This window comes from Marinobacter sp. MIT932201 (genome assembly GCF_047123295.1).
GTDB lineage: Bacteria > Pseudomonadota > Gammaproteobacteria > Pseudomonadales > Oleiphilaceae > Marinobacter > Marinobacter salsuginis.
Genome location: NZ_CP138917.1, coordinates 1,921,303 through 1,945,561, shown reverse-complemented (window position 1 = coordinate 1,945,561; position 24,259 = coordinate 1,921,303). Strand labels below are relative to the sequence as shown.

Annotated in this window: 24 protein-coding genes and 1 tRNA gene; 3 read left to right on the top strand and 22 right to left on the bottom strand. The window is 56.6% G+C overall.

From position 1 onward, the window contains the following. Nucleotides 1-24: 24 nt before the first annotated feature. From SIC15_RS08785 to trmJ, 4 genes are all read right to left on the bottom strand, one after another. Nucleotides 25-1,173 carry an IscS subfamily cysteine desulfurase gene (locus SIC15_RS08785; RefSeq protein WP_412537483.1) on the bottom strand — a complete coding sequence of 383 codons (1,149 nt, stop codon included), beginning with the start codon at nt 1,171-1,173 and terminating at the stop codon, nt 25-27. Nucleotides 1,174-1,195: 22 nt separating this feature from the next. Next, complete coding sequence (iscR, locus tag SIC15_RS08780) at nt 1,196-1,693, bottom strand: Fe-S cluster assembly transcriptional regulator IscR (RefSeq protein WP_412537482.1); 498 nt, start codon at nt 1,691-1,693, stop codon at nt 1,196-1,198. Nucleotides 1,694-1,771: 78 nt separating this feature from the next. Then, a complete protein-coding gene (gene cysE, locus SIC15_RS08775) occupies nt 1,772-2,545 on the bottom strand; it encodes a serine O-acetyltransferase (protein ID WP_064228158.1) in 774 nt (257 codons plus the stop codon). Further along, nucleotides 2,538-3,401, bottom strand: coding sequence for a tRNA (cytosine(32)/uridine(32)-2'-O)-methyltransferase TrmJ (gene trmJ / locus SIC15_RS08770; protein WP_412537481.1), 864 nt, complete (start codon nt 3,399-3,401; stop codon nt 2,538-2,540). Before trmJ ends, cysE begins: the two co-directional genes overlap by 8 nt. A gap of 183 nt (nt 3,402-3,584) precedes the next feature. On the opposite strand from trmJ, the gene SIC15_RS08765 reads away from it, so the two are divergent. Continuing rightward, nucleotides 3,585-4,385, top strand: a complete 801-nt coding sequence (locus SIC15_RS08765; RefSeq protein ID WP_069184981.1) for an inositol monophosphatase family protein — start codon at nt 3,585-3,587, stop codon at nt 4,383-4,385. A gap of 85 nt (nt 4,386-4,470) precedes the next feature. On the opposite strand, the gene secF is transcribed toward SIC15_RS08765, so the two are convergent. The 18 genes from secF to SIC15_RS08675 all read right to left on the bottom strand — a co-directional run bounded on the left by secF (nt 4,471) and on the right by SIC15_RS08675 (nt 22,332). Beyond that, nucleotides 4,471-5,424 (bottom strand): protein translocase subunit SecF, encoded by a 954-nt coding sequence (gene secF / locus SIC15_RS08760; protein ID WP_209397874.1) that lies wholly within the window; start codon nt 5,422-5,424, stop codon nt 4,471-4,473. Continuing rightward, nucleotides 5,417-7,291, bottom strand: a complete 1,875-nt coding sequence (gene secD, locus SIC15_RS08755) for a protein translocase subunit SecD (protein WP_412537480.1) — start codon at nt 7,289-7,291, stop codon at nt 5,417-5,419. Before secD ends, secF begins: the two co-directional genes overlap by 8 nt. 94 nt (nt 7,292-7,385) lie before the next feature. Next, nucleotides 7,386-7,748: a preprotein translocase subunit YajC gene (gene yajC / locus SIC15_RS08750; RefSeq protein ID WP_069184978.1), complete on the bottom strand. Its 363-nt coding sequence runs from the start codon at nt 7,746-7,748 to the stop codon at nt 7,386-7,388. Between the two features lie 29 nt (nt 7,749-7,777). After that, nucleotides 7,778-8,899 (bottom strand): tRNA guanosine(34) transglycosylase Tgt, encoded by a 1,122-nt coding sequence (tgt, locus tag SIC15_RS08745; protein WP_412537601.1) that lies wholly within the window; start codon nt 8,897-8,899, stop codon nt 7,778-7,780. A 14-nt stretch (nt 8,900-8,913) separates the two neighbouring features. Next, nucleotides 8,914-10,017, bottom strand: a complete 1,104-nt coding sequence (queA, locus tag SIC15_RS08740; RefSeq protein WP_412537479.1) for a tRNA preQ1(34) S-adenosylmethionine ribosyltransferase-isomerase QueA — start codon at nt 10,015-10,017, stop codon at nt 8,914-8,916. 33 nt (nt 10,018-10,050) lie between these two features. Then, a tRNA-Leu gene (locus tag SIC15_RS08735) sits at nt 10,051-10,137 on the bottom strand. Nucleotides 10,138-10,219: 82 nt separating this feature from the next. Beyond that, a complete protein-coding gene (gene flgL / locus SIC15_RS08730) occupies nt 10,220-11,443 on the bottom strand; it encodes a flagellar hook-associated protein FlgL (protein ID WP_412537478.1) in 1,224 nt (407 codons plus the stop codon). 18 nt (nt 11,444-11,461) lie between these two features. Then, nucleotides 11,462-13,501: a flagellar hook-associated protein FlgK gene (gene flgK, locus SIC15_RS08725; protein ID WP_412537477.1), complete on the bottom strand. Its 2,040-nt coding sequence runs from the start codon at nt 13,499-13,501 to the stop codon at nt 11,462-11,464. Nucleotides 13,502-13,506: 5 nt separating this feature from the next. After that, nucleotides 13,507-14,493 carry a flagellar assembly peptidoglycan hydrolase FlgJ gene (gene flgJ / locus SIC15_RS08720; RefSeq protein WP_412537476.1) on the bottom strand — a complete coding sequence of 329 codons (987 nt, stop codon included), beginning with the start codon at nt 14,491-14,493 and terminating at the stop codon, nt 13,507-13,509. Between the two features lie 8 nt (nt 14,494-14,501). Continuing rightward, complete coding sequence (locus SIC15_RS08715) at nt 14,502-15,599, bottom strand: flagellar basal body P-ring protein FlgI (protein WP_136632093.1); 1,098 nt, start codon at nt 15,597-15,599, stop codon at nt 14,502-14,504. Beyond that, a complete protein-coding gene (gene flgH / locus SIC15_RS08710) occupies nt 15,596-16,297 on the bottom strand; it encodes a flagellar basal body L-ring protein FlgH (protein ID WP_227514610.1) in 702 nt (233 codons plus the stop codon). The genes SIC15_RS08715 and flgH overlap by 4 nt, the downstream gene beginning before the upstream one ends. Before the next feature lie 19 nt (nt 16,298-16,316). Further along, nucleotides 16,317-17,105, bottom strand: coding sequence for a flagellar basal-body rod protein FlgG (gene flgG, locus SIC15_RS08705; protein ID WP_069184971.1), 789 nt, complete (start codon nt 17,103-17,105; stop codon nt 16,317-16,319). A gap of 83 nt (nt 17,106-17,188) precedes the next feature. Further along, nucleotides 17,189-17,941: a flagellar basal body rod protein FlgF gene (locus SIC15_RS08700; protein WP_069184970.1), complete on the bottom strand. Its 753-nt coding sequence runs from the start codon at nt 17,939-17,941 to the stop codon at nt 17,189-17,191. 76 nt (nt 17,942-18,017) lie between these two features. Then, nucleotides 18,018-19,934, bottom strand: a complete 1,917-nt coding sequence (locus tag SIC15_RS08695; protein ID WP_412537475.1) for a flagellar hook protein FlgE — start codon at nt 19,932-19,934, stop codon at nt 18,018-18,020. Nucleotides 19,935-19,961: 27 nt separating this feature from the next. Continuing rightward, entirely contained in the window at nt 19,962-20,639 is a 678-nt protein-coding gene (locus SIC15_RS08690) for a flagellar hook assembly protein FlgD (protein ID WP_064226898.1), read from the bottom strand. Between the two features lie 18 nt (nt 20,640-20,657). Next, nucleotides 20,658-21,107, bottom strand: coding sequence for a flagellar basal body rod protein FlgC (gene flgC / locus SIC15_RS08685; protein WP_412537474.1), 450 nt, complete (start codon nt 21,105-21,107; stop codon nt 20,658-20,660). Between the two features lie 34 nt (nt 21,108-21,141). After that, a complete protein-coding gene (gene flgB / locus SIC15_RS08680; RefSeq protein WP_412537473.1) occupies nt 21,142-21,540 on the bottom strand; it encodes a flagellar basal body rod protein FlgB in 399 nt (132 codons plus the stop codon). 240 nt (nt 21,541-21,780) lie between these two features. Then, the gene (locus tag SIC15_RS08675) at nt 21,781-22,332 is read right to left on the bottom strand and encodes a nitroreductase family protein (RefSeq protein WP_412537472.1); all 552 of its coding nucleotides are present in this window, start codon (nt 22,330-22,332) and stop codon (nt 21,781-21,783) included. 167 nt (nt 22,333-22,499) lie between these two features. On the opposite strand from SIC15_RS08675, the gene SIC15_RS08670 reads away from it, so the two are divergent. Next, nucleotides 22,500-22,811: an Mpo1-like protein gene (locus SIC15_RS08670; RefSeq protein WP_153634647.1), complete on the top strand. Its 312-nt coding sequence runs from the start codon at nt 22,500-22,502 to the stop codon at nt 22,809-22,811. 97 nt (nt 22,812-22,908) lie between these two features. Then, on the top strand, nt 22,909-24,252 hold the full coding sequence (locus tag SIC15_RS08665) for an adenylate/guanylate cyclase domain-containing protein (RefSeq protein ID WP_412537600.1): 1,344 nt from the start codon (nt 22,909-22,911) through the stop codon (nt 24,250-24,252). The last annotated feature ends 7 nt before the right edge of the window (nt 24,253-24,259 follow it).

Genomic DNA, 24,259 nt, shown 5'->3' with positions numbered 1-24,259 from the left:
TATACGCAGTCCGGGGCAAACTTCCTACCGCACTGCGCGGAGGCGGCTAACAACATCAACTATTTGCGAACTGGCAAAGGCCACGTCCTCTTCGGTGGTGAAACGGCCGAAGGAAAAACGCAGCGCCCGATGGGCCTGCTCATCACTCAGCCCAATACCACGCAAAACATAAGAAGGTTCTACTGTGGCCGAAGCGCAGGCCGAACCGGAGGAGACCGCCAGATCCCGAAGGCCCAGCATCAGGGACTCGGCATCAACGCCGTCAAAGGACAGATTCACTATACCGGGCACGCGATTGCTTTCACTGCCGTTAAGACTGACACCGTCGAGAGACTGAAGCCCCGCCAGAAAAGACTTCCGGAGCGCCTCCAGTTTAACGATTTCTTCCTCAAGCCCGGATTGAGCCAGTGAAAACGCTTTTCCCATTCCCACGATCTGGTGGGTCGGCAAGGTTCCTGAGCGCATTCCCCGTTCATGGCCACCGCCATGGATCTGGGCTTCAATTTGCACGTCCGGGGACCGCCTCACGTAGAGAGCGCCCACCCCTTTCGGCCCATACACCTTGTGCCCGGACAGCGCTAACAGATCTACCGGCATGGAACCAACATCAATGGCCATCTTGCCGCCGGCCTGGGCGGCGTCCACATGGAAAAGAACGCCACGCTGACGCAATTCGGCACCAATAGCGGCAATATCGTTGATCGTTCCCAGCTCGTTGTTCACCAGCATCAGGCTGACAAGCAAGGTATTTTCCTGCAACGCATCCAACACCTGCTCACAACTGATGGTCCCGTCGGCTGCGGGATTCAGCCAGGTAACTTCGGTCCCCTGGTGCTCCAGCCACTTGCAGGTATCGACGACAGCCTTGTGCTCAATCTTCGAGGTAATGATATGAACACCCTGCCGGCCTGCCACAGCGCCCTTGATCGCCAGGTTATCCGATTCTGTGGCGCCTGACGTCCACACGATTTCCCGGGGGTCGGCGTGAATCAGCCCGGCAACCTGCTTGCGTGCAGCTTCCACAGCAGCTTCCGCCTGCCAACCGTAGGCGTGCGTCCGGGATGCAGGATTACCGAAAACGCCATCCAGCGTGAGGTACTTCATCATTTCATCAGCGACAACAGGATCAACGGGCGTGGTGGCCGCGTAGTCCATATAAACGGGCTTTTTCATGGGATCCGGAAACTTGTTGGTGTCAGGCCGACGCCTGATCAGACAGGCGTTCGGTGTTGATGGTTTCTGAGCCGTTGTCAGACTGACGGCGGTTCTGCCGGTCCGCAACCTGGCGAATTTCGTGTTTTCTCATCAGATCTCCGAGACTTATCTCGCTCAGGAACTGATGAATCTGATCGCTGAGATCAGACCAGAGATGGTGGGTCAGGCATTTCTCGCCATTCTGGCAATCGCCTTTATTGCCACACCGTGTTGTATCCAGCGACTCGCTGACGGCGTCGACAACTTCGGCAATATAAAGCTCAGCCGCCGGACGACTGAGTTTATAACCTCCTCCGGGACCGCGGATACTGACAACCAGTTTCTGGCGGCGGAGACGGGAGAAAAGCTGTTCCAGGTAGGACAGTGAGATTTCCTGACGGGCCGAAATATCGGCGAGACTCACCGGCCCCTGATCTCCATGCAGAGCCAGATCAAGCATTGCCGTGACGGCATAGCGGCCTTTGGTGGTCAACTTCATAGTGTCAGCCCCGTGACGGGATTGAATCTCAAAAACGCAGCTGAGAGTATGAATTGACCAACCATTTCAGTCAAGTATTCAGCGGCGCACCTCATCGTCATCACGGACGCAATCAAAGTCCTCTTCCTGTAACGGCGGCAGCTCGCCATTCTGGTATTCACTGTTCACCTTACGCAATGCCTTGCACATGTTCTCGATACGATCATCCACCGCATGCATGTGATCAAGCAGCGAGCGCATGGCCCGGGCAACGGGGTCTGGCATTTCCTCAGTCACACCATAGGCGTCGAAGCCCATGCGCTCTTCCATCTCCTTGCGGCGCGCATCATCCTCGCCTTTACGCTTGACGATGACTCGGCCCGGAATACCTACCACCGTTGCGCCTGCGGGCACTTCCTTCGTAACCACGGAATTCGACCCGATCTTGGCACCCTCGCCCACTTCAAAGGGCCCCAGAATCTTTGCGCCGGCACCCACAACGACGCTGTTGCCAATCGTGGGGTGGCGCTTGCCTTTGTTCCAGCTGGTTCCGCCAAGGGTAACGCCTTGATAAAGGGTAACGTCATCCCCTATAACCGTGGTCTCGCCAATGACCACGCCCATGCCATGGTCAATGAAAAACCGGCGCCCGATGGTCGCGCCCGGATGGATCTCGATGCCGGTCAGCCACCGGGCAATGGTGGAGATGGTGCGAGCAAGCCATTTCAGACCGAGGCTCCACAACCAATGGGAGAACCGATGAAAAAGCAGTGCGTGCAAGCCCGGGTAGTTGGTCAGGACCTCAAAGGTGTTCCTCGCGGCGGGATCCCGATGGAACACGCTGTTAATGTCTTCCCGCAAACGCTCAAACATGGCCATTATCCTGTTCCGTCGCCGCAGTGCCGGCCTCGGTTGATTTGCTGCTATTCTGTGTGCCTGCCGCCTTCTGAACAGCAGTAAGAATACCCCGGAGAATGTTGATTTCCATCTGATCCAGTCTGGCCCGCTGGAACAGACGCCGCAAGCGCGTCATCAGTTGCCTGGGGTTCTCCCGTCGATGAAAATCCACATCAATCAGCACCTGCTCGAGGTGCCCGAAAAAGCCCTCGACATCGTGAACTTTGGCCGGCGGCACGTCCCAGCCTTCGTCCCCGGGTCTGATCATCGACTTTAGGTATGGGCTCCCTTCACCGCCTTCAAGGCTGCGCAGATAATACATTCGCAATTCATAGCACATCACCTGAACAGCCATGGCCAGATTCAGGGAACTGTAATCCGGGTTGGACGGGATATGAATGTGGTAGTGGCAACGCTGCAGCTCGTCGTTGCTCAGACCATGATTCTCTCTTCCGAATACCAGGGCCACCGGGCCGTTTTCTGCGTGGCCTGCCGCGGCCGCCGCGGCCTCAGGTGGCGCACAAACCGGCCAGGGCACCTTTCTTCCCCGGGCACTTGTCCCCATCACCAGCACGCAGTCGGAAAGCGCCTCGTCCAGCGAAGACACCACATGAGCGTTATCAAGCACATCAGACGCTCCCGCCGCGCGAGCGTAGGACGCCTCATCCGGAAAAGAAGCCGGGTTAACCAGCCACAGATTGCCCAACCCCATATTTTTCATGGCTCGGGCAACAGCACCGATGTTGCCGGAATGAGATGTTTCTACCAGAACAATCCGGATCTGATCCTGAAATGTTTCTGTCCCTTCCTGTGGAAGTGCGCTTTTGTGCATTACTAGCAGGCCCAAGGTTGTTGATCAGGGCGGCAATGATAGCAGAAAGCACCGCTTCACTGCCCCTCCGGACAACCCGCAACCTCTGATTATCCGTGCTATTGCTGAGTCAAAAAACATACAAGCGGGGTGATCTTTTGCTATGATACCCGGCCTTCACACACCCGGATAATGAACACTCAGATGCAACCAGCTATTAAAATGGCCCTGCGCGTCGCGCGTCAGGGGTCCGATTATCTGAAAGCCCATTTCGAGCGCCAGGAACCCACCGGCAAGGACGACTCAGAACGCCGTCGGCAGCTGGAGCGGGTTGAGCAGTCTATTTACGATAACTTTGCCGAGCAGCTCGAAAAGGCCTACAAGGACCACAGCATCGCGCCATTGAACGAAGCGAATGCCGGAACCAGCGAGAAAAGCTGGCATATTTTCCCGGTCCTGGGGCGTGAGAATTTCCTGAGGGGCATTCCGGAGTTTGCTCTGGCATTGTCCCAGAAGAAGAATAACCGTACCGAAAACCTGCTGCTGGTGAACCCCGTTACCGGCGAGGAATATTCCGCCAGCCGTGGCCACGGTGCCGCCTTGAATAGCCGCCGGGTACGTGCTTCGGAAATCAAACTGCCGGAAAATGCCGCGATTGCAACCAACCTGCTGGACCAGGCCCGTAAGAGCGAAGATCCGATGCTCTGGGGCGAAATGGCCGCGGTACTGGCACGGGATTCTGGCATGTTCCGCACGTCAGGCTGTGTGGTCCTGGATATTGCCCGAGTTTCAGCGGGCCTGATGGATGCGGCGATCATTTTCCGCCCCGAGGCGACCGATCTGGATCTGGGCGTTACACTCGCCATGGAATCCGGCGCACTGACCGGCGATTTCTCCGGCAACCCGTCCACCGGCAATGCCCGCCAGCTGGTAGTGGCAAACCCGAAACTGTTCCGGGAAGTTCTGAAAGTACTGCACCCGTTCCGGGGCCGGCTGCCACGCTAAAGCGCCAGGCTTTTCCGGACACAAAAAAAACCGCCAACATCATGTGGCGGTTTTTTTATGCCCGAAACGACAGAGCCAGATCGAATTACATCCTGTTCAGCCATTCCGGCGGCTGCTCTTCCTCGTCCTCGTTTTCGGCGCCTTCTTTAGGCGGCACGATCAGATCGTCACGGGACACGCCCATAACCATCAGGAGGTTGGCAGACACGTAGATGGAAGAATAGGTACCAACAACCACACCGATAATCAGTGCCAGGGCAAAGTTGTTGATCGCCTCACCACCCAGAAAATACAGGGCGAACAGCACCACAAGAGTTGTGCCGGAGGTATTGATTGTCCGGGCGATGGTCTGATGAATCGATTCGTTGATAATGTCCCAGGGCTCACCAACGCGCATCTTGCGGAAATTTTCCCGGATACGGTCAGCTACAACGATGGTGTCGTTCAGCGAGTAGCCGATTACAGCAAGCAGGGCCGCCAGCACCGTGAGATCAAAGGTCCACTGGAACAGGGCAAAGACACCCAGAACGATAATCACATCGTGAGCCAGGGGCACCACCGAGGCAATACCGAACTTGAACTGGAAGCGCATTCCCACATAGATGAGCACGACCGCCAGGGCAATCAGCAGGCCAAGGCCGCTATCTTCCTTGAGCTCCTCGCCAACCTGGGAGCCCACAAACTCGGAACTGACGAGCTCCAACTCCACACCACCCTCTTTCAGGGTTCGGGTTACCTCGGGGGCCAGTTGATCGTTGTCAGCCTCGGCCATACGCACCAGCACTGTGGTGTCGGCTCCAAAGTTCTGGACAGAGAACTGCTCATAGCCGGCGGCATCAAGCCTGGACCGGATTTCATCGAGCTGCGGCGCCTCTGCATACTCAAATTCAACGGACGTGCCGCCGGTGAAGTCCATCCCCAGGTTCAGACCACGAACGGCCAGGAGGGCAATGGACACAACGATCAGCGAGATAGAGATTACGGAAGCAATTTTCCGCAAGCCCATGAAATCAAACGGTTGCTTTTGATCTTCAGACATTGGCGAGCTTTCCTCCGATCGACAGCTTCTCGACCCTGCGGCCGCCGTAAATAAGGTTCACGATGCTGCGGCTGACCATCAGGCCAGAGAACATCGACGTGAGGATCCCGATGCACAAGGTAACCGCAAAGCCTTTCACCGGGCCAGAACCCATGGCGAACAGAATGACAGCAACCAGCAAGGTGGTGATGTTGGCATCGAAAATGGAAACGAAGGCTCGGGAATAACCGGAATTGATCGCCGTCTGGGGAGGCACACCGGATCTGAGCTCTTCCTTTATACGCTCAAAGATAAGCACGTTGGCATCTACCGCCATACCCACGGTCAGAACGATACCGGCGATACCCGGCAATGTCAGCGTTGCCGACAGAATCGACATGCACGCCACCAGAAGCATCAGGTTCAGGGTCAGCGCAATGTTCGCGACAACACCGAACCCACGGTAATAGACAAGCATGTACAGCAGCACCAGACCGAAGCCAAGCGCCACCGACATCATGCCGGCATCAATATTCTTCTGACCAAGGCTGGGGCCGATTGTCCTTTCCTGAACAAAGTACATTGGCGCCGCCAGCGCACCAGCCCTCAGCAGCAACGCGAGTTCTGCCGCCTCCGGGATTGAATCAAGACCGGTAATACGGAAGCTGCTTCCCAACGCAGACTGCACAGTAGCCAGGCTGATAATGCCCTTCTCTACTACGCGGTTTTCAACTTCCTGGGGCTCACCGTCAACCATTCTGGTTTCGGTTTCCGTACGGTATTCGATGAACAGCACGGCCATCCGGCGGCCAATCGCATTGCGGGTGGCGCGATTCATCAGATCACCACCAACGGAATCCATGGTGATGTTAACCTGGGGCTGACCGTTCTCATCAAAGGCCTGCTGGGCATTGGCCACATTATTACCGGTGGCAATGACTTCCTGCTCAAGGCGGGCGGTGCGCTGTGGTTGATCGCGGAAACCGAACTCTTCGGTCTCGCTGCTCGGCGCGTCCTGACGGGCCTCCATGCGGAACTCGAGGTTTGCGGTGGCGCCAAGTACACGCTTGGCCTGCGCGGTATCCTGCACTCCGGGGAGCTCAACGATAATGCGGTCGGCCCCCTGCTGTTGAACCAGGGGCTCGGCTACGCCCAGCTCATTCACCCGATTACGGATGGTGGTAAGGTTCTGCTCCAGGGCGTAGTCCTGGATCGCCGTTACTTCCGCCTCAGACAGGGTCAACACCAGGAGGAACTCATCACCCTGGGTCTGCTCATCCAGAAGGAATTCGTTGTACTGGTCACGCACCATGTTGAAGGCTTCGGTGCGGGATTCTTCGTCGCGGAAGCTGAGAACAATCTGACGACTGTCTTCCACATCCCCGCCACGATAACGGATCCGCTCTTCACGCAGCTCTCGCTTGATCTGGCCGGACATGGCTTCGAGTCGCTGGCTTACCGCGGTCTCCATATCGACTTCCAGGAGGAAGTGAACGCCGCCGCGAAGATCCAGGCCCAGCTTCATGGGGCCGGCACCCAGGCTTTTCAGCCATCCCGGCGTGGAAGCCGCCATGTTCAGCGCAACCAGGTATTCGTTGCCAAGCGTAGCCTGCACCAGTGGGCGAGCCTGCAATTGGTCTTCAGAGTTGGTGAGACGGATCAGAGCATCCCGATCCTGAAGAGTACTGCTTTTCACCTCGATACCCTGGCTTTCCAGCACATCGACAGCCCTCTCGAGCACACCGGCATTCACCTCTGTGCTGCTGCGGGCGCCTGTGATCTGGATGGCGTAATCGTCGGGGAAGAGGTTGGGCAAAGCGTAGATAAACCCGATCACGAGCGCGACCAGGATAACCAGGTTTTTCCAAAGCGGATACTTGTTCAGCATGGGATCCCTTGTAGCCGGCCTGATGGCCGGCCTTGGTGTTTCAGCCAGGAAGATTCAGACCGGCCACCAGGGATGGCCGGCTAAATGGCCCCGCTCAGATGTCCTTGAGCGTGCCCTTGGGCAGAGCCGCGGCCACGGCTACTTTCTGGACCTTGATCTCGACATTATCGGCAACTTCCACAACGATAAAATCGTCAGTTACCTTGGTAATCTTGCCGGCAACACCACCGGAGGTCACAACCTCGTCGCCCTTGTTCAGGCCAGACATCAGCGCCTTATGCTCTTTCGCTCGCTTGGACTGCGGGCGCCAGATCAGGAAATAGAAAATCAGAATGAAGCCAGCAAAAAAGATGACCTGGCCCATAACACCCATTCCCTGTGCAGCCGGGTCCTGCGCCATGGCAAAAGCAGGCATCAGAGCCAAAAGGCCGGCAACGAGCATTTTAATAGATTTCATTGAATATCTCCGTTGGTTTAGCGAATAGATCAAACATTGCCCAGAGGCGGAACGGTCTCTCCGCGCAGGGCATAGAAGTCGGTTACAAAGTCCGACAATGTACCTGCTTCAATGGCCCCACGCAATCCAGCCATCAGGTTCTGGTAAAACCGGAGGTTATGGATTGTATTCAGCTGCGAACCCAGCATTTCTCCACATTTATCGAGATGATGCAGATAACTTCTCGAAAAATTCTTGCAGGTGTAACAGTCACAGCGTTCATCCAGAGGGGCAGTGTCGTGACGATGCCGCGCGTTGCGGATTTTTACAATCCCGGTGGAAGTGAACAGGTAGCCATTCCGGGCATTACGGGTCGGCATCACGCAGTCGAACATGTCGACGCCACGCCGAACGGCCTCAACGATGTCCTCCGGCCGGCCCACGCCCATCAGGTAACGTGGTTTGTCCTCCGGCATTTTCGGTGGCAAGTGATCCAGAATCCGGATCATGTCTTCCTTTGGCTCGCCAACCGAAAGGCCACCAATGGCATAGCCATCGAAGCCAATGTCTGTGAGACCCTCCAGGGAGCGGTCCCGCAGGCTCTCGTACATACCACCCTGGACAATGCCGAACAATGCAGCAGGATTCCCCTCATGGGCATCCTTGCTGCGTTGTGCCCAGCGCAGTGACAGCTCCATGGAGTCTTTTGCCTGGCGTTCGGTGGCGGGGTAAGGCGTGCATTCGTCAAAAATCATGACGATGTCAGAACCAAGATCCCGCTGGACCTGGATGGCAATTTCCGGAGACAGCTCCACCGGAGAGCCATCGACCGGTGAGCGGAAGGTAACCCCTTCCTCCGTAATCTTTCGCATCTCGCCCAGGCTGAATACCTGAAAGCCGCCGGAGTCGGTCAGGATCGGCCCCTGCCATTGGGTGAAATCATGAAGATCACCATGGGCCTTGACCACTTCAGTGCCTGGCCGGAGCATCAGGTGAAATGTATTACCCAGGATGATTTCTGCGCCGATCTCTTGGATATCGCGGGGCAACATTCCCTTCACAGTGCCGTATGTTCCAACCGGCATGAAGGCGGGCGTTTCAACCGTGCCCCTGGGGAACGTCAGCCGGCCACGACGGGCACGCCCATCCTCGCCCAGTTTTTCGAACGACATGAAACAGGTTTGCGTCACAAGGCCTCCCCGGCATTATCAGTACCGGATTCATTGGATTCCACCGCCGACCCCAGCAACATGCCACGGCTGGGTTCCTGTCCGGCAATGAACATGGCGTCGCCGTAACTGAAAAAGCGGTAGCGTTCCTTCACCGCTTCCCGGTAGGCCGCCATCACATTGTCATAGCCAGCGAAGGCGCTGACCAGCATGATCAGGGTGGATTCCGGCAAATGGAAATTGGTTATCAGGGCATCAACGGTCTGGAACCGATAGCCCGGATAAATAAAGATATCAGTCTCACCAGTGAACGCCCTCAAGCGTCCGCCACGACTTGCAGACTCAAGTGAGCGAACCGACGTGGTGCCCACAGCCACCACACGCCCTCCCCTCGCACGGGTTCGCTCTACGGCGTCGACGGCATCCTGGGGAACATTGACGACTTCGCTGTGCATGGTGTGATCTTCGATTCTGTCTACACGAACCGGCTGGAAGGTGCCGGCCCCAACGTGCAGCGTCACGAAGGTACTTTCGATCCCGCAGGCGGCCAACTTCTCAAGCAGGCTCTCATCGAAGTGAAGCCCTGCCGTCGGCGCTGCGACGGCGCCGGCCTCCCGGGCGTAAACGGTCTGATAGCGTTCCCGGTCGGTGGCTTCGTCCGGCCGGTCAACGTAGGGCGGCAGTGGCATATGCCCAATGCGCTCCAACACGTCGAGTACCGGTTCCTCGCTTTCACACACCAGGTGAAACAGTGCTTTATCGCGGCCTGACATACGCAGACAGGTGCCATCTTCAAGGATAACCTTTTGCCCTTCCTTCAAAGCCTTGGAGGCGCGGACATGGGCGATAATTTCATGTTCGCCGGTCACCCGCTCGACAAGTACCTCGACCTGTCCACCCGTTTCTTTTTTGCCGAAAAGGCGCGCAGGAATCACCCGGGTGTTGTTAAACACCAGCAGGTCACCGGGCTGAAGCAGATCAGGAAGTTCACTGAAAACGCGATGATCAAGCTTGCCGGAAAGACCATCCAGACAAAGCAACCTTGATGCGCTTCGATCTTTGAGCGGATAGCGGGCGATCAATTCGTCCGGCAGGTCAAAATGAAAATCGGAGACATTCATGGAAGACTGTTAACGACGCCGAAGGAAAGAAGATGGTAGCGGCGGGCGGACTCGAACCGCCACGGGTTTTACCCCAACGGATTTTGAATCCGTCGTGTCTACCAATTTCACCACGCCGCCATCGGAGAGTGTTGGGGATTATACTGAGCTAAATCGCGAAAGCAATAAGCCAGCGGACAGATCTGCCCGCGGCTTCAATTATTTACAGTCGGTCGAACAGCGACAACTGGGAAACCTGAGCAAATGACTGCTGGGCTGCCTGCAGCACGAAGCTCTGGAAGCTCAGATTACTGATCGCTTCGGCGTAATCCAGGTCCTGAAGCTGTGACCTTATTTCATTGGTGTAAACGGATGAATCCTCAAGGAAGGTCTTGGTGGATTCCACTGCGTTCATCCGACCACCCAACTCTGTCTGCTTCAGCAGAATGCTCTCCTGAGCGTTGTCCAGATTGATCAGCGAATTGGCAATCAGGTCATCGTACTCGGCCTGTCCCCCGGGACTGCTCTTGTCGATGCTGTTAAGACCGGCAATCAGGTTTTCGATGGTGCCGAACACCGACTGCTTTTCGTTGATTCCAAGCGTGAAGACATCACCCGCACCCGGAACAACGTCTGTCAAAGTCACTTCAACACCCGCGACAACGAAGGGTTCGCCACTCTGATAGGTGGGCGGATCAACCGTCAACACATCCCCCTGACTGTCCGTGGCGATAATATTGCCGCCGGCATCAACCTCAACCGTAATGTCATCCGGGAAGGAATTGGGATACTCGGCAGCAAGAGCCGCCTCGTTAACCAGACTGACACCGGAAATGGAAGCTGCCGGTGTATTCACTGTACTGTGCTCGCCGGTTATGGCGGCGGGAACCCTGACGAAAATGTCCTTGCCATTATCACTGATAGGAACAGTTACGCCATCATCGATCTCCAGGACTCTCTGTCCCTCATCGCCCTGATACACCCAGCTGCCCGAAGCGTCCTGCTCAAAAGCCTTCACGGAGCCCTGAAAGCCACTGAAAATGTATTCACCAGACGCGTCCCGGGTGTTGGCAATATTCGCCAGCTGTCCCAGGCGTTCCTCGAGCTCGGAAGAAATCGAGCGTCGGTCGTTGGCAGACAGCGATCCATTGCCAGCCTGAACGGTCAATTCCCGGATCCGCTGAATCACATCGATCGAGCTTTCCAATGCACTTTCTTCCTGATTCAGCCGGTTTTCGGCCAGATCAACATTGCGCTGATAGGTTTCAACCCGGGAAAGCTCCTGATCCAGCTTCAGAATTCGCGCTGCGGCTACCGGATCGTCGGAAGGCTTGTTCACCCTCTGGCCAGTCGAAATCTGCTGCTGGGTGTTGTTCAGACTGGTATTGAGTTCCTGAAGCCGGTTAATACCGCCCGAGAAAATCTGCTGTGATGAAATTCTGATCATGTCACATCACCTCAACCGTTACCGGAAACTCTGCAACAGGGTATTGAAAAGGTCCTGGGCCACCGACATTACCTGGGCCGAGGCATTGTATGCGGCCTGATACTGGATCAGGCGGCCGGCTTCCTCATCAAGGTTGACTCCCGAGACAGACTCCCGCTGGTTGGTGGACTGCTCAAGAAGCGCCCTGCCAGCGTCCACGTCGAGCTGGCTCTGGCGGGTTTTGACGCCAATATCCTCAACCAGACCAGCGTATCCTTCGGCAAAACTCTGGCTGCCACCATTCAGTGTGTTTGCCGTGCCAAGGGCAGCGAGAAGCTCAGCGTTGCGATTATCCGAAACACCGTTCGAGTTGTACTCAATCGTGAAGGTATCGCCAACCGCGGGTTCACCGGTCATACGGAACTGGAACCCCTGATATTGCGCTCCCGCCAATGCAGGATCTTCCTCAAAGAGGGTGTTTATCTGTTGGGGATCGTAAGTACCAGTTGCCACAACCTGTGACGGCGCACTGGCGTCGGTAACCGAGTAAATCAAGTCATTGCTCACTGGATCTCTGGCAAACTCGACTCTTAGCGGACCATTCGCCAGCTCTCCTGAACTCTGGAAACCAGGTAAAAGGGAATTGGTAAACGGATTCCTTACGTCCAGCATAGTGCCCTGATCAATTTGAGCTGTACCTATATTATCGTCACTGGCGGTCGCGCGGATTGGACTGGCAAAGGCCAGATCCTCTTCACGACTGACAACCAGGCCGATACTCTCAGCAGCATTGAGACTGGGTTGAATGAGGAATTTGTCGCCGGCGCTGAACGTGCCCCCTTCAACACGGATGTTGAACCCGGGCATACTGATTTCGGACTGGACAGGATCCGGCAGCCGGCCCTGGTTGACCGTCTTGCCGCTCGCCTGATCAATCAATTCGAAATTCCGTCCATCGCCACTGAACTGCAACGTCCACCGCCCGGCAGGCAAAGCGGCGCTGTCGGTTATCTCTACAGCTAGCTGCCCGGAGCTTGCCAGAGCGTTATTGCCATTCGCCACAACCCGGCTGCGCTGGGCTTCGAGAGAGTTGATATCCGTAAAAAACCGGCCACCAAGATCACCCTCCAGATCCATGCCGATTTCATGCTGCTGATTCATAGTGTCAGACAGCGCAATGGCGATCCGGCCCAACTCATCAAAAGCCGGCTTCAATCCCTCAGTATCGAAACGCAGAAGACCACCAAGTTTGCCACCACTGATCTGTTCATCGATGTTGAGCGTCCGGCCGCCATTACTCAGAGTAAACTCAAGGCGGGTCGGATCTTCAGCGTTCTCCCGGGTACCAAGAGTCGCCGCATTGCTGCCAACCACGAGCGACAGCCCATTGGACAAAGACACGTTGACCTGGCTGCCATCCGCCGGACTGACCTTTATATTCACAAGTTCGGACAGCTGGCGGAGTTTCTCATCACGCTTGTCCAGCAGTTCATTCGGCATTTGTCCCTGGGCAATCCCGGGTGATTCGGAAATCGCCAGATTCAGTTCGGCAATGCTCTTCAGAAGGGTGTTGGCATCCTTTATACCCTGCTGCATCTGGGTCTTGATGGACTCCCGCTGCTGGATAAACTCCTGGTTGAGCGCCTGGAACCGGTTTACAACCTGTTGTGCCTCACTCAGAACCAGCTGGCGCTGTGGTAAAGAGGTGGGATCCTCTGCAGCGTTCTGAAGACTGGCAAAGAAATTGTTCAACGCAGTACTTAGCCCGGTGGTCTCGCCACCCAGCAAATTATCAAGCCTGGACAGCTCGGAATTCAGGGCCTCCTGCTCTCCAAAAAGCGTGCTGTCTTCCCGGACCTGTTGCACCAGATATTCATTGGCCAGGCGCCGAATGTCGGCAATGTTGACACCGCTGCCAATCGTGCCCGCGCCGGTCCGCTGGCCTTCCTGAGTCTCGAACAGTACTTCCTGACGGCTATAACCCGGTGTGTTGGCGTTGGTTATATTATTGCCCGTGGTGTTCAGCGCAGCCTGATGACTAAGGATGCCGGTCAGACCAATACCTATCAGCCCTGCCATAAGGTTTACTCCTTCATCCCTTCACTGCCCATGGACAGTGTCATCAGTGAATCACGATTCATGATCTGGCGGATCTTGCTGCCGTAGTTGGGGTCAGTGGCGTAGCCGGCTTCCTGGAGCTTCTCAGCAAACACTTCAGGCTGGTCGGCGACGGACAACACCTCCCGGTATCTGGGGTTGGATTCCAGGAACGAGACATAGTCCCGGAAGCTGGATTCGTAATCTGTGTAAGCCCGGAAGCTGGCCTGCTCTTTCATGGGCAAACCCTCCCGGTATTCCGTAGTGGTTATGGATACCGCATCGCCCTGCCAACGGCTATCCGCCTTGATGCCGAAGAGGTTAAAACTGGGTTCGCCCTGTTCCCCTCGGATCATGTGCCGGCCCCAGCCGGTTTCCAGGGCGGCCTGGGCCACCATGAGCTTAGGATCAATGCCGGAGTCGCGGGCAACCCGCTCTGCCATTGGTAACAGCTTGGTCACGAAATGCTCCGGAGACTCGAACCGCTCTGGCAAATTCGAGGGCGTGGCAGACACCGGTGATGCTGCCTTCTCTGCCACGGCAGTCACTTGCTGCACGCTATCAGGCAATTGGGAGGTCAGAGCAGGCAGGCTTCGATCGTAATCCGCAAGACTTGCCTTGTGGCCGGCGAGCCGGCCTCCTTCGTTATCCATGCCAGGGATCTGCTTGCCGAGCTGGCGAACGAGCGCCTCGGCAAGACCACTGCCCTTGCCTCCAGCCATGGTCAGACTCATCTGGCTATCGAACATATCCCGATAAAGCTCGGACTGATTGCTGTTCAGGTAGTTGCCCTCGGAGAAAACATCGCCGGCCTTACGCATGGACTTCAGCATTTCAGACAGGAACAGGCTCTCGAACTGGCGCGCCACCTCACGCAGGGCTGACTCTTTGTCAGTGCGAGCCTGGGCCTTCAACGCGTTGAGGCCGTTGAAGTCGGTATAAACCTGGGCCTGTTGAACCTTGTAGTCCTGCATCACGCCACCTAGATAACAATTAGCTCGGCGCGCAGGGCACCGGCCTGTTTCAGAGCTTCGAGTACCGCCATTACGTCGCCGGGTGCAGCGCCTACCTGGTTTACGGCTTGCACGATCTCGTTCAGCGTGACGGCGGGACCGAACTTGAACATCCGCGCCGGCTCCTCGGTAATGGCAATCTGGGAATCCTGCTCAATGGCGGTGTCGCCCCCGGCGAAGGGATTCGGCTGCTCCACATTGGGGTTTTCCTGAATGGTCACTGTGAGGTTGCCATGGGTGACTGCCGCCGGGCTGACCTGAACATTCTGGCCAACCACAATGGTGCCGGTACGGCTGTTAATCACCACTTTTGCCGCATCCTCGGCCGGATCCACTTCGATGTTTTCAAGGATCGACAGGAAACTGACCCGCTGGGAGGGATCCCGCGGCGCGCGCACGGAAACCGATGTGGCATCATGTGCATACGCCATATCCGGTCCGAGACGGCCATTAATAGCCTCGACTACGCGGCGTGCTGTTGTGAAATCCGGGCGCAGGAGATGGAAAGTAATGGTGTCACCCTGGCTGAACGGCGAAGCCACCTCCCGTTCAATAGTGGCGCCATTGGGAATCCGGCCAACGCTTGGAACGTTCACGGTGATCCGCGAACCGTCCTGTCCCTGGGCACCGAACCCCCCAACCACCAGACTGCCCTGCGCCATGGCATAAACCTGACCATCAGCACCCTTCAACGGTGTCATCAGCAAGGTGCCGCCACGCAGACTGTCCGCGTTGCCGATGGAAGACACGGTGATATCAATTTCCTGGCCCGCCTTGGCGAAGGGAGGCAGATTCGCGCTAACCGTCACTGCCGCCACGTTTGCGAGACTTGGATTGACCCCCTCCGGCAAGGTAACGCCGAACTGGTTCATCATGTTGCGGAAGGTCTGGTTGGTGAACGGAGCGCTATCGCCGGTGCCATCCAGGCCTACAACCAGTCCATAGCCGACCAGCTGGTTATTGCGAACACCCTTGATCCGCGACAGATCCTTCAGGCGGTCCGCCAATACCGGGGCTGAAACCACAGCCAGAGCAAGCACCCAGACAATCAAACGGCGAAAGCTCATAGAGGCCACCACTCACTGTTAAAGAAACGCGCCAGCCAGCCCATCTGGTTTGCCTGATCAAAATCACCGGTTCCGCCGTAGGCAAACCGGGCATCCGCAATTCGATTGGACGCCACTGTATTGTCAGGTTGGATGTCCTGGGGGCGAACTAGGCCAGTCAGGCGGATGTATTCATCACCATTCGTCAGCGACAGCCATTTTTCCCCACGAATCCTCAGAACACCGTTTGGCAGCACTTCGGTTACGGTGACGGTGATACTGCCGGCAAGACTGTTGCTCTGGTCTGCTTCAGCGCTGCCCTCGAAATCACGCTCGTGATTCAGGGAGGTATTGATCCCGAAATTGCTCTTACCAAGGATGGTCGGCTCTGGCAGCGTGACTTCATTGTCCTTGGTGATGCTGGTTTCCGCGTTCTTGCTGGCCCGTGTGGATTCTTCAAGGATCACCGTGAGCACATCACCCACGTTTAACGCCACGGTATCGCCGTAGAAGTTGTAGTTCCGTGAGACCTGGTAGATGGAACCGGAGGCACTGTCCCGTTGCATCATGGCCTGAGGGCGAACCGGTGCAAACTCTGGGTCATCCGGAACTGCCCGGGGCCGGCTCATGGCCGTGCAACCCTGCAACAGGACCAGAAACAGCACCATCACCAATGTGCTGGCGCTTCGGGTTGTCCGGTTTGAAGTCATCAGTTTCATGACGTCACCTCTGGCGGCGTTAGCCAATGTTTTGAGTAATGAACTGGAGCATCTGGTCGGTTGTGGAGACCACTTTCGAGTTCATCTCGTAGGCACGCTGGGTGGTAATCATGTTCACCAGCTCCTCGACCACCTCAACGTTGGACGACTCCACGGAACCCTGCTCGATACTGCCGAGCCCCGCCAGCCCGGGCTCACCTTCAGCAGGATCGCCACTGGCATTGGTCGCCTTGAACAGGTTGTTACCGATAGCCTGCAGGCCCTGGGGATTGATGAAATCCACCAGGGTAATCTGGCCCAGGTTGACCGGTGCGGCTTGATCATCCGTTACTGCCGTGACGGTGCCATCCTTGCCAATGGTTATGTTGGTGGCGTTCTCCGGCACGTTGATGGCTGGTTCCAGCGGGTAGCCATCCGGGTTGACTACGTCCCCATTGGCGTTGAGCTGGAACTGACCATCCCGGGTGTAGGCAATCTGCCCATCGGGCAACTGAACCTGAAGGAAACCACGACCGTTGATGGCCATATCGAGGGGCTGCTCGGTGATCTGCAGGTTGCCCTGGGAGAACTGCTTGGCGGTGCCGACAACCCGCACACCCGTACCCAACTGGAGACCAGAGGGCAGTTCAGAGTTCTGGGTTGTCAGACCACCGGGTTGCCGATTGATCTGGTACAAAAGGTCCTGGAACACGGCCCTGTCCCGCTTGAAGCCAGTGGTATTGACGTTCGCCAGGTTGTTGGAAATGGTGGACATGTTGGTGTCCTGAGCGCTCAACCCGGTCTTGCTGACCCAAAGTGCTGGATGCATGCTGCTTACTCCTTGCCGGCGGGCAGTCAGGCGGCCAATTTTTGCCGCTTCAGGCCCGCGAGGCCAATGTGTTCAGTCGTTACTTAAAGGTTCTGCAACAGCCGTGCCGCTGCTTCGGAATTCTCATTGGCGGTGGTCATGACCTTCACCTGCATCTCGTATTGCCGGGACAGCTGCAGGTTCGAGATCATCTCTTCCACTGCATTCACGTTGGAGCTTTCAAGGAATCCGGAAGCGACCCGCTGGTTTGCATCCGGTGGTTCCGGGCCGTCCACAGCCTGATCCGGCTTGCGGCGCATGTGCCCATCGAGACCTTTCTCCAAGGCTTCCGGGGGCGGGCTGACCAGCTTCAGCCGGTCCACTTCCACCAGCTGGTCCGGTGGACCACCCACAGGAACAATTGAAACGGTGCCATCGGCGCCAATTTCGACGTTGTCAAACGGGGGAAGCGCCACCGGCCCGCCATTGCCCAGCACCAGTTCGCCGTTGGCCAGGCGCACCAGGCCGTTGACATCCACCTGGAGACTGCCGCTGCGGGTAAAGACCTCCTCGCCCTGGTCGTTCTGGATGGCAAGCCACCCTTCACCTTCTACCGCCACATCCAGCTTGCGTCCGGTTTCCATCAGCGCACCGGCGGAAAGGTCGGTGCCGGGTCTTTCTGTCATGGCATAGGCGCGGGTCGGATGATGTTCCCCGTAGACAGGCATACTGCGGGCCTGGGCGAAGTCTTTCTTGAAGCCGGTGGTACTGACGTTCGCCAGGTTATTGGCATGGGCTTGCTGGGCCAGCATATTCTGCTTGGCGCCAGACATACCGATGTAGAGGGCTTTGTCCATGGGAAAACTCCTGCCGGAATTTTGACTGTTTCCAGTCTTCCTGCAGGAGTCATGCCATGTTCGCTAGGTCGCGATATTAACGGAGGTTGATGATGGTCTGGGTGACCGCATCGGAGGTTTCAATGGTTTTGGCGTTGGCCTGATAGTTTCGCTGGGCGATGATCAGGTTGACCAGTTCGGCCGAGAGATCCACGTTGGATTCTTCCACTGAGCTGGCCTTAATAGAGCCCAGAGTCCCTGTATCCGGGGCGCCGATGATTGGCTGGCCCGATTCGAAGGTTTCGACCCAGGACGTATCCCCCACAGGCGACAGCCCGTTTGTGTTATTAAAGGAAGCCAAAGCAACCTGACCGAGAGCCTGTGACTGGCCATTGGTATAGCGGGCGAAGAGAACCCCTTGATCCGATACGTCCAGACCTGAGAGACGGCCCGTTGTGTACCCGTTCTGCTGCTGATCGTTTACACCGAACGCCGCGCCATACTGAGTAGTGTCAGCAAGGTTCAATACAAATGCGGAGGATGTCGGCGGCTCCGGAATCGGTGTCACCACCGAGGTTGGGTCCGCAGGAGGACCATCTGCCCCATTTGGCTGGCCGTTCTCGTCCTTAGGAACCCAATCAGTGATCACAATCTCGCCGGCTGGGTCACCATCAATTGATTGCAGATTACCATTCTGATCAAAACGGGCGGTATAGGGTGTCGTGTCTGTGCCAGCGACCATCTCCCCATCAATCTGCAGGTAAACCGACCACTCACTTACACCGACGCCACTACCAGGAGAAGGCTCCTTTACGAAGAACTGGGTGAACTCGTGGGAGTTGCCCAGACTGTCGTAGATGGTGGTAGAGGTGGCGTGGTTGTAGGTCCGCTGATCCAGAGGGTTGAACTCATTGGTTATCCGGATTGGAGAGCTATTAAATGCCGTTTCGAAATCGCCATTGGAGGCATCATCAATGCCCGAAACAACTCTGTCCGCCGTCGCATTCACGTCACCGAGAACCGTATCGGAGGTTTCACCCCCGTTACTGAGATCGCCGTCGTCATCGAAGGAAAAGCTCAGCGTCTCGCCCTGGTTATGAATCACCCGCAACACGTTATTGCTGCCTGAACCGTCATCCACCATTGATGCTGAAATGGCGGTCTCAGAGGAATTATTAATAGAGTCGACGAGATCCTGGAGCGATGTGATATTGCTGGTATCCAGGGCAAGCGGAGAGCCATTGATGCTCAGACTGAATGCAAAATTACCCGGGCCCGCGTTGGAGATGTAAGTGTCATCAAGTTGATTGGCACCATCAAACGTCACGGTCGTGGTAGCAGACGCGCTGAGGCCAGGCGCATCGTTAATTGCGGCGGCCGCCTCTCGGGCTGTTGCTGCAGCCCCGATGGTTACGTTGAAGTCCGGCGTACCATCGTTATAAAGCACATCAAAACTCTCACCCTGCAGATCCGTTGCGGCGATTGGCCCGATGTCCCGAACCCGGGTTTCAAGCACGGGTTCCCGCGAGTCCAGGTTCAGATCTGAAACGAGGTTTGTGGTCCGGCGTGGCGCGAGGTTGTCGGTTTCAATCTGCAGATCGCCTCGAATACCGGAAAGGTTACCGTCTTCATCGGCGGTGTATCCCTGCACCCGCATATTCTGGTTGTTCGTTACAAAGCCGTCCTTATCAATGCCGAACTGCCCTGCACGGGAATAACGAATTTCACCGCCGTTATTAAGAATAAAGAAACCATCGCCGGCAATCGCCATATCCAGACCGTTGTCCGTGAAGCTGATATTACCCTGGCCGAAAGACTGCTTTACGTCCTGTACCCGAACACCGTCACCGATCGGGTTGGTGCCCGCGCTAAGAAAGCCACTTGCGTAGAGATCGCCGAACTGGGCCTTACTGCCCTTGAAGCCAACGGTGCTGGCGTTCGCAATGTTGTTGCCAGTGACGTCCAGATCCACCGATGCCGCACGAAGGCCGCTCAAACCTGTATTAAATGCCATGGTTCACCCCTTGGTGTCTCACCGGTCTCAGTTAATTTGTTTCACGTCAGACAGGGCAATAGAGCCCATGCCCGCAAGATTCAGTGTTATCGAGCCGCCCTGGCCCAGGGACACGCTATCCACATTGGCACTCACCATGGTGCCCAGCTGCTGCGGCCCATCAGGATAGGAAGCTTCTGCCACAATCCGGTAGGGGCCCGGCGGCAATGGATTGCCGTTGCCGTCCTGACCATCCCAGCGGAAGGACACAACACCTGCCTGACTGCTACCCATATCAATCTGCCGTACCCGCTCACCGTTCTGTCCTTCGATGGACAGGCGCAGGCCGCCCGTGGAAGCAGGCACTTCAATGGTTCCGGTAATCTCACCTTCCGCACCCAAGATCCCGATCTGGGAGGGTGCCAGCACGGTTTTGCCCACCATGGCCGACGCCTGGAGCGCCTGGGTGGATCGGAACTGCCCAACCACGTCCTCAACCGTACCGGAGAGATTCTGCATCTCCTCCAGCGAACTGAATTGCGCCAGCTGGGAGATGAACTCTCCGTTGTCCTGGGGCTCCAACGGGTTCTGGTTTTTCAACTGCGCCAGCATCAGTTCCATAAACTCATTCCGGCCCAGCTCGCTGGTGCCCTGGCCGCCATTCTGCTGTTTCAGCTGGTACTGGCTCAGAACATCCGACGCGTCTGTTGCATTAACTGCAGTCATGTTGTGCTCCTCACCCTGTTACTGCTGACCAAGAGTCAGAATGCGCTGCATCATGGACTTGGCAGTGTTCATGACATCCACATTCATCTGGAAACTTCTGGACGACGACATCATGTCCGCCATCTCTTCGACCACATTCACATTGGGGTAGAAGACATATCCGTCTTCATTGGCCGCCGGATGATGGGGCTCGTAACGCATCTGCAACTCTGCATCACTCTCAACAATACCCTCAACTCTTACGCCCGCGCCCGGCCCCTCATCGGCCGCCATCGGAAAACCGCCCTGCCCCGGGTTCATCATGGACTGCTGAATGGCCGAGAAAACCGGCTTTCGGGCCCGATAGGTTTCGCCCGTGCTGGAACTTGCGGTCTCGGCATTGGCAATGTTCGACGCGGTTGTATTCAGCCGCAGTGATTGCGCGGTCATGCCGGAACCGGCGATATCAAAAATGCTGCCCAGTGACATGAAAATTCTCCTTCGCTAATCCTGTGACTGCGGCTTATTCGCCTTTAAGGGCTTTGGTCAAACCGCTGAACTTGCTGTTCAAAAACTGGAAACTGGCCTGGAAATCCATGGCGTTGCGCATGAACCGGGTCTGCTCCTGCTGGGCATCTACCGTATTGCCGTCAACCGACGGCTGATGGGGAACCCGATACATCAAATCGCTTTCCGAGGCCGATGGCGAGGTATCCATGTGCGCGCCATGGGTTTTGGCCATCTGGAATCCGCTGACCTGCTCCTGGGCCTTTTGCATCATTGCCTGGAAATCCAGATCGCGCGCCTTGAAACCCGGGGTGTCGGCGTTTGCCAGGTTGTTTGCCAGGACTTCGGCGCGTTTAACACGCGCTTCAACCGCGTGTTGATGAATGCCCAGAGCCGAATCAAACGTAATTGCCATGTTGCCTCCCGAAAACTGCACTGGTATGCCGAGCTTTTTTTGCCGGCTGTGCTCTTTGACGGGACTAAAGCAAGCTGGATGCCAGAATTGAGATGAGGCGTAAATTTGTCAGGAAAGTCAGTATTGGCGGGCCCTGGCCAGTGGCAAATCGATTGTCAGGGAAAAGTGCACAAGGAGCGGACAGGAAAAAGCGGCAAGCTGCTTCCCCCGGCGAGGTCCGGGGGACTTCAGGCAGGGTAATCAGGGCCAGTGACGCACAAATTCATCAATCGCCGGCCTGGGAACCGCCGGCTTGGAGGCGGAGACTGTTCCGGTGTAGAGAAAGCCGACGATCTGCTCATGCTCTTCCAGCCCCAGCCCGGCGTGAACCGAGGAATGGTAGGCAACGCCGCCCGTTCTCCACATCACTCCGTAACCGGCATCCTGCAAGGCAAGCTCAATAAAACTCATGCCGGCTGCGGCGGACATCAACTGCTCGACTTCAGGTACTTTGGGATGCGTTCTCGGCGATGCGATACCCACGATCACCATTGGCGCCCTGAGAGGTGCACGCCTGAGCTTCTCGATCTCTTTCTCGTCGCTGTTGTTGGCGCAGGTGGAGGCAAACAGCTCGCCCAGCGCCTCAAGACCTTCGCCCTCTATAACCAGGTAACGCCAGGGTCTCAGCAGCGCGTGGTCAGGAGCGCGAGCGGCGCAGGCAAACGCCCGGTCAAGGGTTGCCGGGTCCGGTGCAGGCGACTCCAGCCTGGGCTCTGACGAACGGTTGAGAAGGAAATCGGTAACTGCTGTCATATCTGCTCGCTGTCTGATCGTTGTTCTGATGGATGTCAAAAATTCGGTATAACCATAATTCCCGGCTGTGAATTGTGGCTTGTACGTAATGCTGTTAACCTTTGGTCGTAGTCGGGTCTGCCAACAATTATAAATGACGCGGTCGTACAACGATGAGTGGCAACACAATGAGCAACCAGCAAACCTTCAACAGCTTTTCCGAATTCTATCCTTACTACCTTGAAGAGCACAGCGACGTGACCTGTCGCCGTCTGCACTTTGTCGGCAGCCTGCTGGTTCTTATCGTGGCCCTGTGGGCCCTGACGTCAGGCAAGCTCTTGTGGCTTCTGGCTCTGCCGGTTATTGGCTATGGCTTTGCCTGGGTAGGCCATTTCAAGTTTGAGAAAAACCGCCCCGCTACTTTCAAGTACCCACTGTACAGCCTGATGGGCGACTGGGTCATGTTCCGTGACATGCTAATTGGCAGGATCCGTTTCTGAAATGATGAGCGCTCCGGCAGACTTGCGAAATGCCAGCAGCTCAGCAGGCAGATCCCTGGCGTCTGAGGCATCGGGCAACCCCATTGCCATTCCGCCGATGCCCGATTACAACGGCCGGATCCTGGCCTATACCTCAACCGCCGCCATTATCGTAACCGGTGTTCTGCAAGGTGTCTTTGCCCATTGGCTGCTTTGGCTGGTGGCCGGCGCGCTCACCTGGCCCCACATAGCCCACGCCCTGACCCGTCGGACGTTCCTCAGGAATTCCCCACGCATTCGACAGAAGATGCTGATTTTCGATTGTGTTGTTGGTGGCGCGTTTATCGGCTGCATCGGGCTGATCGTCATTCCCTCCCTGGCGGTCGCGCTGATGTTGATGTTCAGTTGCCTGATTGTCGGCGGCATCCGCCAGTGGCTTATGGGCACCGTCTTCATGGCCGCAGCCATTGCTGGTTCTGTCGCTATCCTTGGGCCGGCGGACGGTCCGCACTCGCCTCTGCTCACCAGCATTGTGTCGATTCTCTCAACCGGGCTTTATATCTGTGTCACAGCCTACTACTCGCACCAGCAGGCACGCGCACTCATGCTGGCAAAGACCCAGATCCAGAATCAGCGTGAGCAGTCCATCGCACTCTCCCACAAGCTCTCCAAATACCTCTCGCCTCAGGTTTGGCAGTCCATCTTCACGGGCGAGCGGGATGTGCGGCTGGAAACCCAGCGGAAAAAGCTGGCGGTGTTCTTCTCTGATATCAAGGGCTTCACCGAGCTGTCCGAGGAAATGGAGCCTGAAGCCCTGACCGAGCTACTGAATCACTACTTTAACGAAATGTCGGAAGTGGCCCTGAAGTACGGCGGCACCATCGACAAGTTCGTTGGCGACTCCATCATGGTGTTCTTTGGCGACCCAACCAGTCGGGGTCAGCGGGAGGACGCTTTTGCCTGCGTCTCCATGGCCATCGAGATGCGCAAGCACATGAAAATCATGCGTCAGAAGTGGCGCAGCCAGGGCATCAAGACCCCGCTGGAAATTAGAATGGGGATCAGCACCGGCTACACAACCGTAGGTAACTTCGGTGCAGAAAACCGGATGGACTACACCATCATCGGCAAGGAGGTGAATCTTGCCAGCCGGCTTGAATCGCTGGCAGAACCGGGTGAAATACTGGTTTCCTACGAGACCTTCTCGCTGATCAAGGACAAGATCATGTGCCGGGACAAGGGCGAGATAACGGTGAAAGGGTTCGGCAAGCCGGTGCCAATTTATGAGGTGGTGGATTTCCGACGCGATATGGGCCCAAACCGCAGCTTCCTCGAGCACGAGCACAGTGGCTTCGCCATGTATCTGGATTCAGACAAGATCACCGAGAAGGAACGCCAGGCCATCCTGACTGCCCTTGAAGATGCCGCCGATCGTCTGCGACGGGAAGAGGATGTTTCCTGAGACGCGT

Excerpts from the sequence above, each read along its gene's own strand:
- SIC15_RS08785 (WP_412537483.1), bottom strand. The coding sequence starts at position 1,173 with ATGAAAAAGCCCGTTTATATGGACTACGCGGCCACCACGCCCGTTGAT.
- iscR (WP_412537482.1), bottom strand. The coding sequence starts at position 1,693 with ATGAAGTTGACCACCAAAGGCCGCTATGCCGTCACGGCAATGCTTGAT.
- cysE (WP_064228158.1), bottom strand. The coding sequence starts at position 2,545 with ATGTTTGAGCGTTTGCGGGAAGACATTAACAGCGTGTTCCATCGGGAT.
- trmJ (WP_412537481.1), bottom strand. The coding sequence starts at position 3,401 with ATGCACAAAAGCGCACTTCCACAGGAAGGGACAGAAACATTTCAGGAT.
- SIC15_RS08765 (WP_069184981.1), top strand. The coding sequence starts at position 3,585 with ATGCAACCAGCTATTAAAATGGCCCTGCGCGTCGCGCGTCAGGGGTCC.
- secF (WP_209397874.1), bottom strand. The coding sequence starts at position 5,424 with ATGTCTGAAGATCAAAAGCAACCGTTTGATTTCATGGGCTTGCGGAAA.
- secD (WP_412537480.1), bottom strand. The coding sequence starts at position 7,291 with ATGCTGAACAAGTATCCGCTTTGGAAAAACCTGGTTATCCTGGTCGCG.
- yajC (WP_069184978.1), bottom strand. The coding sequence starts at position 7,748 with ATGAAATCTATTAAAATGCTCGTTGCCGGCCTTTTGGCTCTGATGCCT.
- tgt (WP_412537601.1), bottom strand. The coding sequence starts at position 8,899 with ATGTCGTTCGAAAAACTGGGCGAGGATGGGCGTGCCCGTCGTGGCCGG.
- queA (WP_412537479.1), bottom strand. The coding sequence starts at position 10,017 with ATGAATGTCTCCGATTTTCATTTTGACCTGCCGGACGAATTGATCGCC.
- flgL (WP_412537478.1), bottom strand. The coding sequence starts at position 11,443 with ATGATCAGAATTTCATCACAGCAGATTTTCTCGGGCGGTATTAACCGG.
- flgK (WP_412537477.1), bottom strand. The coding sequence starts at position 13,501 with ATGGCAGGGCTGATAGGTATTGGTCTGACCGGCATCCTTAGTCATCAG.
- flgJ (WP_412537476.1), bottom strand. The coding sequence starts at position 14,493 with ATGCAGGACTACAAGGTTCAACAGGCCCAGGTTTATACCGACTTCAAC.
- SIC15_RS08715 (WP_136632093.1), bottom strand. The coding sequence starts at position 15,599 with ATGAGCTTTCGCCGTTTGATTGTCTGGGTGCTTGCTCTGGCTGTGGTT.
- flgH (WP_227514610.1), bottom strand. The coding sequence starts at position 16,297 with ATGAAACTGATGACTTCAAACCGGACAACCCGAAGCGCCAGCACATTG.
- flgG (WP_069184971.1), bottom strand. The coding sequence starts at position 17,105 with ATGCATCCAGCACTTTGGGTCAGCAAGACCGGGTTGAGCGCTCAGGAC.
- SIC15_RS08700 (WP_069184970.1), bottom strand. The coding sequence starts at position 17,941 with ATGGACAAAGCCCTCTACATCGGTATGTCTGGCGCCAAGCAGAATATG.
- SIC15_RS08695 (WP_412537475.1), bottom strand. The coding sequence starts at position 19,934 with ATGGCATTTAATACAGGTTTGAGCGGCCTTCGTGCGGCATCGGTGGAT.
- SIC15_RS08690 (WP_064226898.1), bottom strand. The coding sequence starts at position 20,639 with ATGACTGCAGTTAATGCAACAGACGCGTCGGATGTTCTGAGCCAGTAC.
- flgC (WP_412537474.1), bottom strand. The coding sequence starts at position 21,107 with ATGTCACTGGGCAGCATTTTTGATATCGCCGGTTCCGGCATGACCGCG.
- flgB (WP_412537473.1), bottom strand. The coding sequence starts at position 21,540 with ATGGCAATTACGTTTGATTCGGCTCTGGGCATTCATCAACACGCGGTT.
- SIC15_RS08675 (WP_412537472.1), bottom strand. The coding sequence starts at position 22,332 with ATGACAGCAGTTACCGATTTCCTTCTCAACCGTTCGTCAGAGCCCAGG.
- SIC15_RS08670 (WP_153634647.1), top strand. The coding sequence starts at position 22,500 with ATGAGCAACCAGCAAACCTTCAACAGCTTTTCCGAATTCTATCCTTAC.
- SIC15_RS08665 (WP_412537600.1), top strand. The coding sequence starts at position 22,909 with ATGCCCGATTACAACGGCCGGATCCTGGCCTATACCTCAACCGCCGCC.